Genomic DNA, 17,045 nt, shown 5'->3' on the forward strand with positions numbered 1-17,045 from the left:
TTTATGTTCAATTTTAATGGTGAGCTTCTTGAGGATAATACATCTTTTTTAAACGAAAAGAATAGGGGAGTACAACTTGGTGATGCCGTTTTTGAAGAGTTACGAGTGGTTAATGGTGATATTATTTTTTTAGAAGACCATTATTTACGTCTAATGTCTTCTATGCGTATTCTTAGAATGGAAATACCAATGAAATTTACCATGGAATTCATGGAGGAAGAAATTCTTAAATTATTTTCTGAAATTGAATTAAAAGAAGCGAAACAAATAAAATTTACCGTTTTTAGAAATAGTGGAAATGATTTTTCTAATTCCGATAACAGTATTTCTTACTTTATATCTAGTAGTCTATTGGCAAGTCCGTTTTATATTCTAAACGAAAAACCTTACGAAGTAGAGCTTTTTAAAGATTTCTATAAGAATTCTAGCATGCTATCTAATTTAGATACCAACAATAAGATTATTAATGTAGTAGGCGCTATCTACGCACAAGAAAATGATTATCAAGATTGTTTGTTGCTAAACGAGAGAAAGCAAGTTATAGAAGCTCTAAATGGTAATTTGTTCGTTGTAAAAGGTAATCAGATTAAGACAGCCCCTGTAACAGATGGTTGTATTAATAGTATTCTAAGAAAGAAACTTATTGATATGGTTTCAAAACTCAATGATTTTGAATTTCTTGAGGAAAGTATATCACCTTTTGAGCTTCAAAAAGCAGATGAGTTATTCTTAGTAAATAATATTGAAGGTATTGTTTCTATTACAAGATATCGAAAGAAAGATTTTGTAAACGTTACGGCTAAACAATTAATAGGTAAATTAAATGCAGCTGCTAGAATGTCTTTGAGCACCAGTGCCTAATTTAGGCTAGGGTTTTCTGGAGCATTGGACCAAAGTAGATAATCACCACCTAATTGTATCATATTCTCTTTCCAAATTGCTTTTGCGGCTTTTTGAATAATTCTACTTTCATGCTCGTTTTCAACAACAATCCATGATTTTGAAGTCAGTTCTTCGTCTAATTGTAAAGAAGACCAACCGGAATAGCCAAGAAAAAAACGAATATCATCTTCAGAAATAATCTCTTTATTGATGAGTTCTACGGTAGTTTCAAAATCACCGCCCCAATAAATACCATCAGAAATTTCAACACTATTATCTATTAAGTGCGGCACTTTATGTATAAAGTATAGATTGTCTTGTTCAACCGGACCACCATTATAAACCTGAAATGGTAATTCGATTTCTGTTACCAATTCATTTATTTGATATTCTAATGGCTTATTTAAAATAAAACCAACAGAGCCATCATTGCTATGTTCGGCTAACAAAACGACAGACCTATTGAAAGAAACATCGCCTGTTAACGATGGTTCGGCAATTAGTAATTTTCCTTTGGTTGGCTTTAAAGCGATCATAAATATGGTATGATTATAAACCTAAAGTAAGACAAATCCTCTTAAATGCAAAAACATATAAATAAAAAAAGCGCCTATTAAGGCGCTTTTTATAAATTTATCTGTGTAAAATTAGTTTACAGCTTTACCTAAATCAGCACCAGCTTTAAACTTTACTACATTTTTAGCAGCAATTTGGATAGTTTTTCCAGTTGATGGATTTCTACCTTCTCTTGCATTTCTTTTAGATACGGACCAAGAACCGAAACCTACTAAAGAAATTCTATCTCCTTTTTGAAGAGACTTCTCAACATTCCCCAAGAAAGATTCCAATGACTTTTTAGCCGCAGCTTTTGTGATGCCAGCGTCAGCTGCCATTGCATCGATCAATTCTGTTTTGTTCATAATGTGATAATTAATTGTGATTAAATAATTTATACCTACTAACAAATTTATATGGATTTCTGAGCAACACAAGTAAAACAAGGGGAAATCCCTTATTTTGTTGATAACTCAGCGTGTTTGTTGATAAAGTAGGTTTTTTTCTACGTTTCTGCCAGCCCAATAACCACGGGGCTTTACCCCATTTTTGCATTTTTTTCCAAATTAAGGCCGTTCAACAGATCCCTTACAAGCATCCGTTTCTTGCCTTGAAGTTGTATTTCATCGAGATTTAAGTAGCCATCTTGTACTGCAACTTTCATCTCCTTTTTAGTAAAAATCAGCGTTCCAGTAGAAAATTCATGTTCTTCATCTTCTATGGTCGCTGCATAAATTTTCGTAATAATAGTTTGGTCACCGTTTGTCAAAGTTGTCCATGCTGCTGGGTACGGACTCAAACCTCTAATAAAGTTGTAGATAGTCTCTTTAGGCTTGCTCCAATCTATTTCACAGGTTTCTTTATACAGCTTATGTGCATCTTTCAGGTCTTCTGAATTTGGTTGTTTTGTGGTTTCAAAATTCCCTTCTTCTATTCTTGCTACAGTTTTTATGACTGTTTCAGCTCCTAAGTGCATTAATTTATCATGCAAGTCTTCTGCATTATCGGTTATTTCGATTACCATTTCATCTTGCATTATTATGGCGCCAGTATCTATCTTCTCATCAATAAAGAAGGTGGTAACTCCGGTTTTTGTCTCACCATTAATAATAGCCCAATTAATAGGCGCTGCACCACGGTACTGAGGTAGAAGCGATGCATGTAGATTAAAGGTTCCGTATTTTGGCATATTCCAAACAAGCTTTGGTAACATTCTAAAGGCTACAACTATTTGTAAATTAGCATTTAAAGATTTTAGGGTGCTTAAAAAATCAGTGTCCTTTAAATTTGTTGGTTGTAAAACCGTAAGGCTATTTTCAACAGCGTATTTTTTAACTGCAGATTCGTTTATCTTTCTGCCTCTACCAGCGGGTCTGTCTGGTGCCGTAATAACACCTACTATATTATATTCCTTTTTTACAAGCATGTCTAAAATGCCTACAGCAAAATCAGGGGTGCCCATAAATACAATTCTCAATGCTTCCATATTATAATAGTTGGTATTCGTTTATAGTGTTTAATGTTATGTAATTGTCTTCTAATAGTTCTTGTATTGCAGCAATAACTATAGTTTGGGCAATATTTAATTTTGTTTGAATCTCTCGAGAACTAGCATCGGTTTCTTTTAGATACTGAATAATCTTTATTTTGGCATGTACAACATCTGTATTGCCCAACTTTTGACTGATACATACATCGCAAATTCCACATTCTTTTTCTTGAACTTCTCCGAAATAACCCAATAATTGTATGCTTCTGCAAATGGTTTCATTTTCAATAAAGTTCAACATCTTGGTCACCTTATCAATTTTTAGTTGATTTTGTTCCTCAATATTTTTTGCGAACATATTAATGGTGCGGTCATCATCTCGTGGTACCAAAAACAGCATTTCTAAATCACTTGAAACACTGGTGTATTCAATGATTTCATCTTTTGCAAGTTGCTCAAAGTTTTGATGTATTACAGATTCTGTTAACGATATTTTTTTAGACAGTAAATAGGTGTTTATTTGAGTGTCGAATTCAAATAGTCCGCCATAGGTACGTAATACCACTTTAATGAAATCGGCAAGTTTAGAGTTTTTATCTATATATCTGTATAGTGTATCCTTATCTGTAATGAACTTGATGGTTATTTTCTTTGAAAAATTTTCTGAGAGAGAAATCACCGAATTTCGATCCAAGAGCTGTAAAGCATTATAAGTTAAAAAGGTATTTAACTTATAGATACTACAGAATTCATTAAAGTTAAGATGGAATTTGGCTTCCGTAAACTCTCCGTATCCTATTTGAAAAAATGTATTCAACTTTCGATAAATCATTTTAACATAAGAAACATCTGGTAAAATTTCAATGAATTGCTTTTTTACTAAAATCTTATCGGTAATATTCGTTAAAAGAATGGCTTTTGCAAAATCACCATTTCTACCAGCTCTACCTGCTTCTTGAAAGTAATTTTCTACACTATCTGGTATTTGATAATGAACTACTAATTCTACATCTGGTTTGTCTATACCCATACCAAAAGCATTGGTAGCAACCATAATGGTAACTTTATCATTTAACCAAAGATTTAGCCGTTCGGTTTTTGTTTTTTGATCAACGCCACCATGATAAAAAGTTGCTTTTAAATTATTCTTTAGTAAATACGTAGAAAGTTCTTCTGCTTTTCTTCTGCTTCTAACATATATAATAGAACTATGTTCAATTTGTTGGCAATAGTGTTTTAGATGGCCATTTTTGTCTTCGGTATCTATCACCTCAAAACCTATATTTTTTCTAAAAAAGGAATCTTTTACTACAAAAGGATAATTTAAATCTAACGAAGAAATAATGTCTTCGCTTACTCTTTTTGTTGCCGTTGCCGTTAAGGCGACCATTGGGGGAGTAGGGTGTAGTTCTCTTAAGATGGAGCAACTTAAATAGGCCGGTCTAAAATCATGACCCCATTGAGAAATACAATGTGCTTCATCTATAACGAACAAAGAAACGTTCATGGCTTTTATGCGTTCTTGAACAAGTTCTTGTTGTAATCGTTCTGGTGATAAATAAAGAAATTTATAATTGCCATAAATACAATTATCCAATAATTTATCTACTTCGGTAAATTTTAATCCGCCTTTTAGACCTATGGCTTTAATGCCTAGTTTTTGCAGGTTGTCTACCTGGTTTTCTATTAAAGCAACTAATGGGGAAATGACGATACAAATACCGTCTTTCATCAATGCCGGTACTTGAAAGCATAACGATTTTCCACCTCCTGTGGGTAATAAACCTAACACATCTTGACCATTAGATATGGCGTTGATGATTTCTTCTTGGGAGCCTCTAAAACTGTCAAAACCCCAATATTTAAATAATATTTCTTTTGGTGTATTATTCACCCGCTTTTTTTATAAAATCCACTACAAATTGTAAACGATTTTCAATAGTACCAAAGGGCACTTCAATTGGTCGGTATCCTAACTCAATATACGTATTTTCAAGTTGTTCGTGAATACCACATGCTTGTTCAAAGTTCTCCATTCGCTCATTGTCTTGAACGTAGATTTCTTTCCAGGGGGGTAAAATCAACACTTCGTCATATCTATTTTCCATACATAAATCAGCATATTTTTTTTCTGTAGGCTGATTAAAATAGCTCATATATGCAATAACATCAGGTAGCCCGCGATCGTAAAACAAATGTTCCTTGTCTATGTGCTGACCATTGATAAAATGCTGTAATCGGGCATTGATCAATTCATCATTGAAGCTTTTTGCATCTTTAACGAAATCAATAGGGTTTACTAATTTATCATCTAAAGATACATCACCCAATGCATCTAAAGTCATGGTTCTGATTACCTCATGAAAACAGTGATAACCATTTTCTTCAAGTGATGATATCAATACCGTTTTTCCAGTTCCTGGACCGCCTGTAACAACTATTCTCTTACTTTTCAAACTCATCATTTATGAAAGCAAAAGTACGTAAACCAACAGTATTAAAAAACTGGCACATTACACTTATCTTTGCATAAAACACTAGTTATGGACGAAAATAACCCTGTAGAATTTTATAAGAAATTAAAGGAACAATTAACTGAAACTTCAAAATGGCCATCTGACTATCTATATAAATTTATTGTAGAGACGAATACAGGTAAGATTGATAAAATCAATGACATTTTTGACAACACAGGTGCAGTAATCAATTTAAAAAAATCGAAAAATGGAAAATATACCAGTATTTCTATAACGGTAAACTTGGCGAGTCCGGATCAGGTTATTGAAAAATATAAAAAAGTAGGCGAAATAGAGGGTGTTATCTCCTTGTAAAATAGCATTTCATCTATAATTTTCTTAATTTGGCATCGTTATAAGAATACCTCTCAAATACATTAAGCTAAAATTTTCAATTTGCAATTAGTAGAAAACCTAGAATATAATACAGAGCGTGAACATTTGATTATACCCGAATATGGTCGTCATTTTCAAAAAATGGTGAACCATGCGATATCAATTGAAGACCGTGAAGAAAGAAATAAAGTTGCGCAAGCAATCATTAGTGTAATGGGAAACATACAGCCCCATTTGCGCGATGTACCCGATTTTCAGCATAAACTTTGGGATCAGTTGTTTATTATGGCTGATTTTAACTTAGATGTAGATTCACCATTTCCTATTACTTCGAAAGAGGTATTACGAAAAAGACCTGATTCTTTAGAATATCCTCAAAACTTTCCTAAATATCGTTTTTATGGTAATAACATTAAACTGATGATTGATGTTGCCGTAGAGTGGGAGAAAGGTGATAAGCGTTCTGGTTTAGAGTATGCTATCGCTAATCACATGAAAAAGTGCTACTTGAATTGGAATAAAGATGTGGTTGATGATAAAGCCATTTTTAAACATTTGTTTGAATTGAGCGATGGTCGTATAGATTTGGCTGCCGAAGGAGAAAGTTTGACCGATAGCGGACAGTTTCTTAAGAATAGAGTTGCAAAAACACCTCGTTCAAACAATTCAGGAAAGAAAAATCAAAGAAATAATAATAATAACCGCAGTAAAAAGCGGTTTTAAATTTCCACTTCTCTAGATGGGAACATTCAAAATTGAAGGAGGGCACCAGTTATCTGGCGAAATAACCCCTCAAGGAGCAAAGAACGAAGCACTTCAAATACTTTGCGCGGTACTACTTACAGACGAAAAAGTAACAATCAACAATATACCAGATATTGTTGATGTCAATAAATTGATATCACTGTTAGAAGATTTAGGAGTAAAAATTCAGAAAAAAGGCAAAGGCTCTTATACTTTTAAGGCAGACGATGTTAATCTAGATTATTTACAATCAGATCAATTTAAAGAAGATGGTAGAGGTCTAAGAGGCTCTATTATGTTGGTAGGTCCCTTATTAGCACGTTTTGGGAAAGGGTATATACCTAAACCAGGTGGTGACAAAATTGGTCGTAGACGTTTAGATACACACTTTGAAGGTTTTATAAAACTGGGCGCCAAATTTCGTTACAATCGCGAAGAATATTTTTACGGTGTTGAAGCTGAAAAGTTAAAAGGTACCTATATGTTGTTAGATGAGGCTTCTGTAACAGGAACAGCAAATATTGTCATGGCAGCTGTTTTAGCAGAAGGGCAAACGACAATATATAATGCTGCATGTGAACCTTATTTACAGCAACTTTGTAAAATGTTGAATAGAATGGGCGCCAAAATAACTGGTGTTGGGTCTAATTTATTGGTTATCGATGGTGTAGATAAATTAGGCGGTACGGATCACCGTATGTTGCCTGATATGATTGAAATAGGTAGCTGGATCGGTTTGGCTGCAATGACCAAAAGTGAATTGACTATTAAAGATGTTAGTTGGGACGATTTAGGTCAAATACCAACAGTATTCGGTAAACTAGGTATTAGGCTGGAAAGAAAAGGAGATGATATTTACATTCCTGCTCATAAAGACGGATACGAAATTCAAAACTATATTGATGGTTCTATTTTGACCATTGCAGATGCACCTTGGCCAGGATTGACTCCTGATTTATTGAGTATCATTCTTGTTGTTGCTACACAATCTAGAGGAGAAGTTTTAATTCATCAGAAAATGTTTGAAAGCCGTTTGTTCTTCGTGGATAAGTTGTTGGACATGGGAGCTAAGGTTATTCTTTGTGATCCACATAGAGCTACAGTAATTGGTCATGATTTTCAGTCTACTTTAAAAGCGACAACGATGACATCACCAGATATTAGAGCAGGTGTTTCATTACTGATTGCGGCTTTATCGGCAAAAGGTACTTCTACTATTCATAATATTGAACAGATAGATCGTGGTTACGAGAATATAGACGAAAGACTACGTGCAATAGGTGCTAAAATCGTTAGGGTTTAGGCATTTATTCATTAGATATAAAAAACTCCATAATTAGGTTTAGCCTTATTATGGAGTTTTTATTTTATATCATTTGAAATTACTTTTCTACTATTGTACCATCTGGATATTTAGCAAAACGACCTCGCTTTATCTCATGCACATGATCAGGGTGCCGCCATGGCCAACCACCAAACTTCGTAGTTCTAAACTCATTCATCGCATTTTTTAATTCTTCATCAGTATTCATTACAAACGGACCATATTTCGCCACAGGCTCGCCAATAGGTTTACCTTGTAGTACAAGAATACTAGCTTCTTTTTCAATAGCTTTTAATATAATTTCTTCAGATGCCACTACGTCAATACCATGATTGGGAGTTATTGTTTCACCCAAAATTTCTAAAGAATATCCTTCATAGAAATAAATGGTTCGTGTTGAGCCTTCATTCGCTTTTGGTAATTTGATTGAGCCATTGGCTTCAATTTTTATATTCCAAATTGCAACATCATTATCTGTCTCTGAAGCCCATGAATCTGGTGCAGGTTTTAATGCTTGTTCAGAATCGAAGCTACCGGCAATAATCTTAACTGTGGATTGCTCTAATTTTAATACCGGAATATCTTCATGCCATAGCATTTTAAAATGTGGATCTACAAATTTGCTTTTGGCGGGTAGATTCAACCATATTTGAAACAGCTCTAAGGTGTTTTCTTTGTGGGTATGAATCAACGGAAACATTTCTGAATGTTGTACTCCGCTACCAGCAGTCATCCATTGTACATCTCCTTCTCCAAATCGTCCTGCCGCACCCAAGGAATCTGAGTGATCACAAAATCCCTTGTTCACTACTGTAATTGTTTCAAATCCGCGATGCGGATGTGCAGGAAATCCTGGTATGGTGGTACCATGATACATTCTATAGCCATCTTTAATTTGAAAATCGTTCCCTAAATTTCTGCCTTCTAAAGAATCAGCCGGACCTAGTTCGCCATTTCCTTTAGGGTAGTTATCTAAATGATACACGCAGAATAAAAATGGATCTTGCGTTTGCCATGGAAAACCTAATTGAAAAATCTGCTTTATTACGCTATTCATAATTATGTGTCAATTATTATTATTCTAATGTACCGCGTCGTTAATCTCAACCCAATTATTTTCTGGGTCTTTTAGATATATCTGCCGCACTCCGTCTGCTCTTAAGGTTACCGTATTTTCTTTTCCTGGCCAATCATAATACGTTATGTTTTTTTCTTCAAGAGAAGCAATTAATTCATCTAATTTTTGGGTAGCCAAGCAAAGGTGTACACTTTTACTATGTTCCATAGCCACGCTATCTTTACCTATTAAATGTAATTGTGAATTTCCTTGTATTACAAACCACTTAAATCCCGATGGGGCAGAAGGGTGCGGTATCTCTTTTAGGTTTAGCACATCTTTATAAAATGCACCTACTTTATCTAAATCTTTTACAATTACCGAGTAATGGTCGTACTGAAAATCGAATGATTGTGCAGAGACAAAAGTGCCCGTGATTAAAAATAATAATGCGATAATTTTTTTCATTGTTGTTGTTTAAGTATGATGGTTCAAGTTACTTAAAAATGAAAGAAGCTATCTGTTACGATAGCTTCTTTTTATTACTGTTTTATTCTCCATCTAACGGTGGTGGACCATCGATCATTGGCTCATAAACTTCATCACCTTTACGGGTTTTGAACTCTTCTTTTACTTTGGTAACCAATTTCGGATTTTGAAATAAGTCTAACATTGTCATGCCCATTGCTTTAGATGCATGAATCATTCCTTTGTGACCGATAGACATTCCGCCGCAAGCTACAACAGCCCAAGAATGCCAAGGTGTACCTGTAGGTGCTACAGAAACCCCTAAATTAATATTAGGTACATTCCAGCTAACATCACCTACATCTGTAGAACCACCGCCGGGGTTTTCTAATGTTTCTCTTAATGGATGAACGGTACCATCAAAACCAACCTCTGGTTTACCGGTTGCTTTTTGAATTGCTTTACCAAAAACCGTTTCTTCTTCAGTATAGGTAATCGGGCCTAGTAATTCTAAATTATTTTGCATGATTTCTCCGCCAGAGCGGTTAACCAAAGTTTCGTAAATACCTGATACCAATGAAATTTTATACTCTACATTCGCCATAATCGCAGCACCTTCAGCCATGGCTTTTACACGCTCGTAGGTAGGTAACATTTTTGATCTTTTAGGATCCCTAACACGAACCCAAAGCTTGGCGTAATCAGGTACTACGTTTACAACCTGACCACCATCTTGTATATGATAATGAATTCTAGAAGATGGTAAAATATGTTCTCTATAGTAGTTGATACCTGTTGTGTATAATTCTAACGCATCAGAAGCGCTACGACCGTTCCAAGGATCCATTGAGGCATGTGCTGCCTGACCGTAAAACTCAACTACAAAATCGATAAGTGATAATCCGCTTTGTACATCGGCTTCAATACCTGCAGATGGGTGCCAGCTAACGTTGACATCGACATCATCCCATAATCCGGCTTTTACCATCCATACTTTTGCAAAGTATTTTTCTTCAGCTGGTGTGCCTAAGAATTTTACGGTTCCTTTTATTTTACCGGCATCCATTAGTTCTTTAATCGCAATTGCAGATCCAAGACTAGCTGTACCGAACATGTTGTGTCCGCAACCATGACCTGCAGCTCCTTCTTTAAAAGGTTCTTTTACGGGAGATGTTTTTTGAGAAATTCCCGGTAGGGCATCAAATTCGCCCAAAATACTTATTACAGGGCTACCAGAACCATACGTTGCGGTAAAAGCTGTTGGTATATCGGCAACACCTCTAGTAACGGTCAATCCGTTCTTTTCAGCATAATCAGCTAATATTCTTGAAGATTCTGTTTCATCAAAAGCAGTTTCGGCAAGTGCCCAGATAGAATCACTAATTTTAATTAGTTCTTCTTTGTGTTTTTCGACAGAAGCGATAATTAGGTTTTTGTCTTTGCTCATTTTCTGAGAGAAAACGGAAGCACTCATGCATAAACAAAGTGCCAATAATACTGTTTTTTTCATATTAGTCGTTTTGGTTGTTAGTTCCCTAATCATTAGTAGTGTTAAACTTCAGATTAAAGTCCTAGTAAATATACCAAAATAAAATGCTAGATGTCACTTTGTAAATGAGGGCTCTAATTGCGTATATCTAAGTTCGACTCATTTTTAATGAATTATTTTGGATTCAAAAATTGAGAGTGCAATCACTTGTAAATAATATAATTTAATGCCCAATTTTTCGTTATTACTCAAATCCCAAAGTTTTAAAAATTTCGAACTATGAAAAACCTAGCCTATAAAGTAGTCTTGATCACAGCATTTTTTTCAATAATGGCGTGTAGTTCTACCAATAGAATGACGATGGGTATTACCCAACCTGCTCAAGTACCGATACCAAATGATGTGATTAATATTGGTATAGTTAATAGAAGTAGTGCTTCAGAAAAGAATAAGGTTGTAGATAATATAGATAAGATTCTATCTTTAGAGGGACTTAATTTGGATACCGAAGGCGCTCAAAATGCCGTAACGGGACTCAAATATGAACTAGAGCGTAGTAATAGATTTGATGCTGTTAAGGTAATTGAGAATCAAAAGGACATAGAAAAGGGATTAAGTATTTTTCCTTCAGAAATTTCTTGGGAAATTGTTGATAGAATTTGCAAGGAAAATGGCGTAGACGTTTTATTTTCATTAGAATTTTATGATACTGATACCGCAGCCGATTATGAAATAACGACGGTTAAAATTCCTAATAATTTAGGCATTGAGGCAAACGTACCGGGACATAGAATAAAACTAAATACAGCAATTAAGAACGGATGGAGAATCTATGACCCGTCTAATAGAACAATTATAGATGAATATGTTTCTAATGACAGACTATTTTCTTCGGGTGAGGGAATCAATCCTGTAAAGGCATTAGAGGCTGTTATTGGCAGAAAAGAGGCTGTTTTAAGTGTAAGTTCTAAATTAGGTGCGAACTATGCTCTTTTTACAAGACCTGAAAAAATTCGTATTGCTAGAGATTATTTTATAAAAGGAAGTAACAATTTAGAAATTGCCGATAGACGCGCAAAAGCTGGTGATTGGGATGGTGCTGCAGATTTATGGAATGCCGATTTAAACAATGCCAAAAGTAAAGTAGCCGGTAGGGCATATTACAATATGGCAATTAGCAACGAAATTAATGGTAACCTGAACAAGGCAATAGAATACGCTTCTAAAGCCTATACAGACTACGAAAATAAAGATGCTTTACGTTATGTGAATTTGTTAAAAAGAAGAGTTGTAAATCAGCAAGAGCTAAATCGTCAATTGGCGAAATAATCTTAGCTAACGGCTTCTTTATATGTTGTTAAACAGCGTTCTCTAGCCATTTTGTGATCTACCATTTTTTCTGGGTATTTGTCGGTGCCAAATTCTTTAATCCAGGTTTTTATGTATTCTTTGTTCTTGTCGAATTTATCGACTTGTGTCATAGGGTTGAAAATTCTAAAATAGGGTGCAGCATCAACACCGCTGCCTGCTGCCCATTGCCAATTACCTACATTTGAACTCATTTCATAATCTAATAGCTTTTCAGCAAAATAGGTTTCTCCCCAACGCCAATCTATTAAAAGGTGTTTGCATAAAAAGCTTGCTACCAACATGCGCACACGATTATGCATGTAACCTGTTTCATTTAGTTCCCGCATACCGGCATCCACCAAAAGATAGCCAGTGTTTCCAGTTTTCCATTTTTCGAACTCCTCTTCATTATTTCGCCATTCTATACGGTCGTATTTTGATCTAAAAGCGTTGTCAACAGTATGTGGAAAGTGGTAAAGAATGGTCATGAAAAATTCTCTCCAAATCAATTCGCTCCAAAAAACCTTATTATTTTCGGCGATTGCTTTTTTCATCATTTTACGAATCGATACAGTGCCAAATCGTAAATGTGGACCTAAGTGAGATGTTCCGTTCTCTTTCGCTGGAAAATTACGTGTTTCTTCATAATTATCAATGAGAGTAGGGGTTACATCGTAGTGGGGTACTTCAATATTAGATTTTTCAAAACCAATATCATTTAACGATAAATTGGGTAAACGAGAGTTTTTAATCAAATTAGCTATATGCTGACTCGTGTAGTGAATCACCAAATCTTTATCGGCACTAAAATGCTCTTGCCATTTATTCTTATAAGGTGTGTAGACTACATATGGATTTCCGTCACCTTTAACAATCTCTGATTTTTCAAAAATAACTTGGTCTTTGAATGTTTTAAATTCAATTGAATTCTCCTTTAAAAAACCAGCTATTTTTTCATCTCTTTCTTTTGCGTAAGGCTCATAATCTCTATTGGTATATACAGACATTACCTCGTATTCTTGAGTAAGACTTTTTAAAATATCTACAGGTTTGCCAAAATACATAGCTAAAGAGCTATCATTTTCTTCTTGTAATTGATTTCGCATGTTTTGCAAAGTCTCATGTATAAACGTAAGTCTTGCATCATCTTTCGGTAATTTTGAAAGAATTTCTTGATCAAATATAAAAATAGGCAGTACTGGATGGTTCCCTTTTAAAGCTTCAAGAAAGCCGACATTGTCGTCCAATCTTAAATCTCTTCTAAACCAAAATATAGATACTTTTTTTGACATTTAATTGACGTTTAAAGTTGAAAGTCCGCCATCTACGCCAATAATTTGTCCGGTCATCCAGGTACTCTTATCACTTAAAAGAAAGACCGCAGCATTAGCAATATCTTCAGGATTTCCAACTCTTTTTAACGGGTGACGATCGCTCATCATTTCACGTTTTTTATCATTGTTTAAGAGTCTTTTGGCTAGTGGTGTATCTACCAAGGATGGTGCTATAACATTTACCCGAAGTTTAGGTGCATATTCTGCTGCCATTGACTTTGCAAAACCTTCAATAGCTCCTTTAGCAGCAGCTACGCTAGTATGAAAAGGCATGCCTGTGCCTACCGCAATAGTACTAAAGAAGACCATGCTTGAGTCGTCGTTCATCAATGAAATTATTTGCTTTACGATTTTTACCATGGCAAAGAAATTAAGTTCCATGTCATCTTTTATGGTGTCTAATGACATCATTTTAAATGGCTTTAGATTTATACTGCCAGGGCAATATACAAATCCGTCAAGTTTTTCGGGTAGTTGAGAAATATCTAGTTCGTCTTTAGTTACATCGAATTCGATATGAGTTATGTTTTCGTGCTGCAATTGTTCATCTGTTCTTGATGCAACGAATACATTATGCGTTTCTTGTAATTCTTTTACCATTGAAAGTCCAATACCATGAGACCCTCCAATTAATAGTATATTTTTCATTTAAAAAGATTTTAGTTGAAGTTGATTTGGAATGTTGGGAATTGTCCCGAAAAGTTCTTTTAATTTTTGCTCTCGGAATTTAAAAATTTCCATCAGCTGTTTTTTTACGATGATAGGATGTGCTAGCTGACCTAAAATTCCAAATGGAATTTTGTAGTCTATGATATCTTCCATAATTACGCCCTCATCAATTTCTTTTATAAAGTGTTTGTGATGCCATAAATCATATGGTCCAAATCTTTGCTCGTCAACAAAATAGTTTCCTTCATTTACATGGGTTATTTCGGTGACCCATTTTGTAGTGTATCCTGGAAAAGGAGATACCTTATATTGTATTATTTGACCAGGAAACATTGCCCTATCTGTACCCGATAGAATATGAAACCCCATACGCTCTGGAGTAATAACTTTTAAATTTGTTGGGTCAGATAAAAACTCCCAAGCTTGTTGCTTAGAAATTGGTAAGGCCTGTTGTGAATGTAGTTGGTATAATTTCATAGAAATGTATGGTCAATGCTATAATTTACAAATGTCTAACATAATTCAAAAATAGTTAAACAATTTTAAAATTGTTTAACTATTAACTTAAAAATTAACTTTATCGATTAAATTGAATTTAGGTCACTTAAATACAAGTGGTTAACTTTATTCTAGTTTATTTTGCACCTATGAAATTATTCCTTCAACAGTTGATGTTTGGTCTACTACTTATTTCTACTGCTCAGGTAACTGCTCAGGAGAATGTGCAAACTGTAGGTAATTTACCAAATGAAATATTTGAAACCTCGGGATTACTCTATTTTAATGATTATCTCATAACTCATAACGATTCTGGTAATGAAGCCGTTTTGTTTGAGCTAGATACCTTATCACTTACAATTCAAAGAAGGGTTACCATTAGCAATATTTCTAATATCGATTGGGAAGCACTTTCCCAAGATGAAGATTTTATTTATATCGGTGATTTCGGTAATAATGTAGGTGGCAGAACCGATTTAGCTATACATAGAATTTCTAAGAATGATTACTTAAGTTCAAATATGGTTACCGCGACCACGATTAACTTTTCATATGAAGACCAGCAGAATTTTGAAAACAATGGCAATAGCGATTGGGATGCAGAAGCCTTTGTTGTTATTGATGACAATATTTTCGTATTTACAAAACAGTGGCAAAGTCTTGGATCTGTCGCATATCAATTGCCGAAAACGCCTGGTACACATATAGCCAGTAGAGTGGCAGCTATAGAAAATGTTGGTTTGGTTACTGATGCTAGTTATGATACTGAATCTAACAGACTGGTACTTATCGGTTATTCTTCGATATTGAGTCCGTTTGTTGGTATCGTTGAAAATTTAAATTTGAATGGAGTTTTTGAAGGATACACTCAACAATCTCTAGGTCTTAATTTTGTTCAGGCAGAAGGATTGACACAAACGACGTCGGGAAGTTATTTCTTTTCTTCAGAATATTATTTTAGGCAAACACCAACAATAGAATCACCATCCCGATTGTTTACATTTCAGATTCCTGTTGATGTGCCTGAGGAACCCGAAAATCCTGAAGAACCAGAGACACCAGAAGAGCCCGAGACACCAGAAGAGCCCGAGACACCAGAGAATCCTGAAAACCCAGTTGAACCTGAATTACCCGATAATGCTTCGGGCGATGAACGACTGGTCATTTACAGAGACGGACTTTCCCAATTATATTATTATTCTATAGCCACCGATAAATCTGTATTCGGACAAGTAATTTACGACATAACCGGTAAGCAGGTTTGGCAGAATTCTGGCGAAATTAAAAAGAAGGGTGTCATATCTCATCACCTTGAATCTTCAATTTATTATTTGGCATTATACTTAGAAGACCGAGTAGTTTCAACCTCATTTGCAGTTTATTAAATTCAATGGCAAGTATTTAAGAATTTGTTAACATTTCTACCTCTCCTTTATAAGTAGTTTTGCGATAAATAACTAATCAGCAAAATAATTATGAACAAAGTAGTACTATTTTTATTAGCAATTGTAGCTTCCTTAACTGTTGAGGCACAAATAAATACACCAGCACCTAGTCCCGCAGCTAAATTAATGCAGACAGTTGGTTTAACAGAGGTAAGTATTGACTATTCCAGACCTTCTATGAGAGGTAGAAAAGTATTTGGTAACCTAGTACCTTTTGATCAATTATGGAGAACTGGTGCTAATGGTTACACTTTAGTAACTTTTGACTCTGACGTAACTATCGGTGGTAAGGAAGTAAAAGCAGGAACATATTCTATTTTCACTAAACCAGGAGCTTCTGCATGGGAAGTATTCTTATACACCGATGTTGTTGGTGGTGGCACTCCAAGTAATTGGGAAGAAAATAAAGTAGTGGCTCAATTATCTGCGCCTGTTTATCCTATAGAAATGCCTATCGAAACTTTTACAATTTCTATTGATGATGTCACCGGTAATGGAGCCAATATTGGTATCATGTGGGAGAACACGTATATAGCAATCCCTTTTACTGTACCTACAGATGCTACTGTAATGAGTAGTATTGATAAAGCTTTAAATGGTCCGTCTGCTGAAGATTACTATGCAGCTGCTGTATACTATTCTAGTGAAGGAAAAGATATTAACAAGGCCAAAGAATGGATGAATAAGGCAATGTCTATGACCGAAAAGCCTGCATTCTGGCAATTAAGACAGCAGTCTTTAATATTAGCGAAAGCCGGTGATAAAAAAGGAGCGATCGAAGCTGCTAAAAAATCATTAGCAGGTGCAACTGCTGCTGGTAACAATGATTATATTAAAATGAATAATGATTCATTAAAAGAATGGGGTTCTAAATAAATAGCACCTTTAT

At 34.9% G+C, this 17,045-nt stretch carries 18 protein-coding genes; 7 read left to right on the top strand and 11 right to left on the bottom strand.

The features are described 5' to 3' along the window. Positions 1-3 precede the first annotated feature (3 nt). Entirely contained in the window at positions 4-861 is an 858-nt protein-coding gene (locus CLV90_RS10380; protein WP_133687415.1) for an aminotransferase class IV, read from the top strand. On the opposite strand, the gene CLV90_RS10385 is transcribed toward CLV90_RS10380, so the two are convergent. From CLV90_RS10385 to CLV90_RS10405, 5 genes are all read right to left on the bottom strand, one after another. Further along, positions 858-1,418: a YqgE/AlgH family protein gene (locus CLV90_RS10385; RefSeq protein ID WP_133687416.1), complete on the bottom strand. Its 561-nt coding sequence runs from the start codon at positions 1,416-1,418 to the stop codon at positions 858-860. The two genes, CLV90_RS10380 and CLV90_RS10385, sit on opposite strands and share 4 nt — an antisense overlap. 111 nt (positions 1,419-1,529) lie before the next feature. Then, entirely contained in the window at positions 1,530-1,802 is a 273-nt protein-coding gene (locus CLV90_RS10390; protein WP_133687417.1) for an HU family DNA-binding protein, read from the bottom strand. A 173-nt stretch (positions 1,803-1,975) separates the two neighbouring features. Next, on the bottom strand, positions 1,976-2,923 hold the full coding sequence (fmt, locus tag CLV90_RS10395) for a methionyl-tRNA formyltransferase (protein WP_133687418.1): 948 nt from the start codon (positions 2,921-2,923) through the stop codon (positions 1,976-1,978). A gap of 1 nt (position 2,924) precedes the next feature. Then, on the bottom strand, positions 2,925-4,820 hold the full coding sequence (locus CLV90_RS10400) for a RecQ family ATP-dependent DNA helicase (protein WP_133687419.1): 1,896 nt from the start codon (positions 4,818-4,820) through the stop codon (positions 2,925-2,927). Continuing rightward, entirely contained in the window at positions 4,813-5,382 is a 570-nt protein-coding gene (locus CLV90_RS10405) for an AAA family ATPase (protein ID WP_166638566.1), read from the bottom strand. Before CLV90_RS10405 ends, CLV90_RS10400 begins: the two co-directional genes overlap by 8 nt. Before the next feature lie 87 nt (positions 5,383-5,469). Here CLV90_RS10405 and CLV90_RS10410 point away from each other — a divergent pair, with 87 nt between their 5' ends. The 3 genes from CLV90_RS10410 (at position 5,470) to murA (ending at position 7,825) form a co-directional block, all read left to right on the top strand. Continuing rightward, positions 5,470-5,757, top strand: coding sequence for a DUF493 family protein (locus CLV90_RS10410; protein ID WP_133687421.1), 288 nt, complete (start codon positions 5,470-5,472; stop codon positions 5,755-5,757). An 81-nt stretch (positions 5,758-5,838) separates the two neighbouring features. After that, on the top strand, positions 5,839-6,501 hold the full coding sequence (locus tag CLV90_RS10415; protein ID WP_133687422.1) for a DUF4290 domain-containing protein: 663 nt from the start codon (positions 5,839-5,841) through the stop codon (positions 6,499-6,501). Positions 6,502-6,517: 16 nt separating this feature from the next. Next, positions 6,518-7,825 carry a UDP-N-acetylglucosamine 1-carboxyvinyltransferase gene (gene murA / locus CLV90_RS10420; protein ID WP_133687423.1) on the top strand — a complete coding sequence of 436 codons (1,308 nt, stop codon included), beginning with the start codon at positions 6,518-6,520 and terminating at the stop codon, positions 7,823-7,825. A gap of 79 nt (positions 7,826-7,904) precedes the next feature. Here the strand turns inward: murA and CLV90_RS10425 are convergent, their stop codons facing one another. The 3 genes from CLV90_RS10425 to CLV90_RS10435 form a co-directional block, all read right to left on the bottom strand. Then, entirely contained in the window at positions 7,905-8,903 is a 999-nt protein-coding gene (locus tag CLV90_RS10425) for a pirin family protein (RefSeq protein WP_133687424.1), read from the bottom strand. A gap of 24 nt (positions 8,904-8,927) precedes the next feature. Further along, on the bottom strand, positions 8,928-9,371 hold the full coding sequence (locus tag CLV90_RS10430; protein WP_133687425.1) for a VOC family protein: 444 nt from the start codon (positions 9,369-9,371) through the stop codon (positions 8,928-8,930). 82 nt (positions 9,372-9,453) lie between these two features. Beyond that, a complete protein-coding gene (locus tag CLV90_RS10435) occupies positions 9,454-10,881 on the bottom strand; it encodes an amidohydrolase (protein WP_133687426.1) in 1,428 nt (475 codons plus the stop codon). 258 nt (positions 10,882-11,139) lie between these two features. Between CLV90_RS10435 and CLV90_RS10440 the strand changes: the two genes are divergently transcribed. Further along, a complete protein-coding gene (locus CLV90_RS10440; protein WP_133687427.1) occupies positions 11,140-12,189 on the top strand; it encodes a DUF6340 family protein in 1,050 nt (349 codons plus the stop codon). 2 nt (positions 12,190-12,191) lie between these two features. On the opposite strand, the gene CLV90_RS10445 is transcribed toward CLV90_RS10440, so the two are convergent. Genes CLV90_RS10445 through CLV90_RS10455 form a run of 3 tightly spaced genes read right to left on the bottom strand, consistent with a single transcriptional unit; the run spans position 12,192 to position 14,690 of the window. Further along, positions 12,192-13,502, bottom strand: a complete 1,311-nt coding sequence (locus CLV90_RS10445; RefSeq protein WP_133687428.1) for a cryptochrome/photolyase family protein — start codon at positions 13,500-13,502, stop codon at positions 12,192-12,194. Continuing rightward, entirely contained in the window at positions 13,503-14,192 is a 690-nt protein-coding gene (locus CLV90_RS10450) for an SDR family NAD(P)-dependent oxidoreductase (protein ID WP_133687429.1), read from the bottom strand. Next, the gene (locus tag CLV90_RS10455) at positions 14,193-14,690 is read right to left on the bottom strand and encodes an SRPBCC family protein (protein ID WP_133687430.1); all 498 of its coding nucleotides are present in this window, start codon (positions 14,688-14,690) and stop codon (positions 14,193-14,195) included. A 170-nt stretch (positions 14,691-14,860) separates the two neighbouring features. Here CLV90_RS10455 and CLV90_RS19440 point away from each other — a divergent pair, with 170 nt between their 5' ends. Further along, a complete protein-coding gene (locus CLV90_RS19440) occupies positions 14,861-16,096 on the top strand; it encodes a hypothetical protein (RefSeq protein ID WP_133687431.1) in 1,236 nt (411 codons plus the stop codon). 90 nt (positions 16,097-16,186) lie between these two features. Then, positions 16,187-17,032, top strand: a complete 846-nt coding sequence (locus CLV90_RS10465) for a DUF2911 domain-containing protein (protein ID WP_133687432.1) — start codon at positions 16,187-16,189, stop codon at positions 17,030-17,032. Positions 17,033-17,045: the final 13 nt, after the last annotated feature.

Origin of the sequence: Maribacter spongiicola, from assembly GCF_004364165.1 — a bacterium.
GTDB classification, from domain to species: Bacteria; Bacteroidota; Bacteroidia; order Flavobacteriales; family Flavobacteriaceae; genus Maribacter; species Maribacter spongiicola.

What these genes read in the sequence shown, in the direction of transcription:
- CLV90_RS10380 (WP_133687415.1), top strand. Translation starts at nt 4, where the DNA reads ATGTTCAATTTTAATGGTGAGCTTCTTGAGGATAATACATCTTTTTTA.
- CLV90_RS10385 (WP_133687416.1), bottom strand. Translation starts at nt 1,418, where the DNA reads ATGATCGCTTTAAAGCCAACCAAAGGAAAATTACTAATTGCCGAACCA.
- CLV90_RS10390 (WP_133687417.1), bottom strand. Translation starts at nt 1,802, where the DNA reads ATGAACAAAACAGAATTGATCGATGCAATGGCAGCTGACGCTGGCATC.
- fmt (WP_133687418.1), bottom strand. Translation starts at nt 2,923, where the DNA reads ATGGAAGCATTGAGAATTGTATTTATGGGCACCCCTGATTTTGCTGTA.
- CLV90_RS10410 (WP_133687421.1), top strand. Translation starts at nt 5,470, where the DNA reads ATGGACGAAAATAACCCTGTAGAATTTTATAAGAAATTAAAGGAACAA.
- murA (WP_133687423.1), top strand. Translation starts at nt 6,518, where the DNA reads ATGGGAACATTCAAAATTGAAGGAGGGCACCAGTTATCTGGCGAAATA.
- CLV90_RS10425 (WP_133687424.1), bottom strand. Translation starts at nt 8,903, where the DNA reads ATGAATAGCGTAATAAAGCAGATTTTTCAATTAGGTTTTCCATGGCAA.
- CLV90_RS10430 (WP_133687425.1), bottom strand. Translation starts at nt 9,371, where the DNA reads ATGAAAAAAATTATCGCATTATTATTTTTAATCACGGGCACTTTTGTC.
- CLV90_RS10435 (WP_133687426.1), bottom strand. Translation starts at nt 10,881, where the DNA reads ATGAAAAAAACAGTATTATTGGCACTTTGTTTATGCATGAGTGCTTCC.
- CLV90_RS10440 (WP_133687427.1), top strand. Translation starts at nt 11,140, where the DNA reads ATGAAAAACCTAGCCTATAAAGTAGTCTTGATCACAGCATTTTTTTCA.
- CLV90_RS10445 (WP_133687428.1), bottom strand. Translation starts at nt 13,502, where the DNA reads ATGTCAAAAAAAGTATCTATATTTTGGTTTAGAAGAGATTTAAGATTG.
- CLV90_RS10450 (WP_133687429.1), bottom strand. Translation starts at nt 14,192, where the DNA reads ATGAAAAATATACTATTAATTGGAGGGTCTCATGGTATTGGACTTTCA.
- CLV90_RS10455 (WP_133687430.1), bottom strand. Translation starts at nt 14,690, where the DNA reads ATGAAATTATACCAACTACATTCACAACAGGCCTTACCAATTTCTAAG.
- CLV90_RS19440 (WP_133687431.1), top strand. Translation starts at nt 14,861, where the DNA reads ATGAAATTATTCCTTCAACAGTTGATGTTTGGTCTACTACTTATTTCT.
- CLV90_RS10465 (WP_133687432.1), top strand. Translation starts at nt 16,187, where the DNA reads ATGAACAAAGTAGTACTATTTTTATTAGCAATTGTAGCTTCCTTAACT.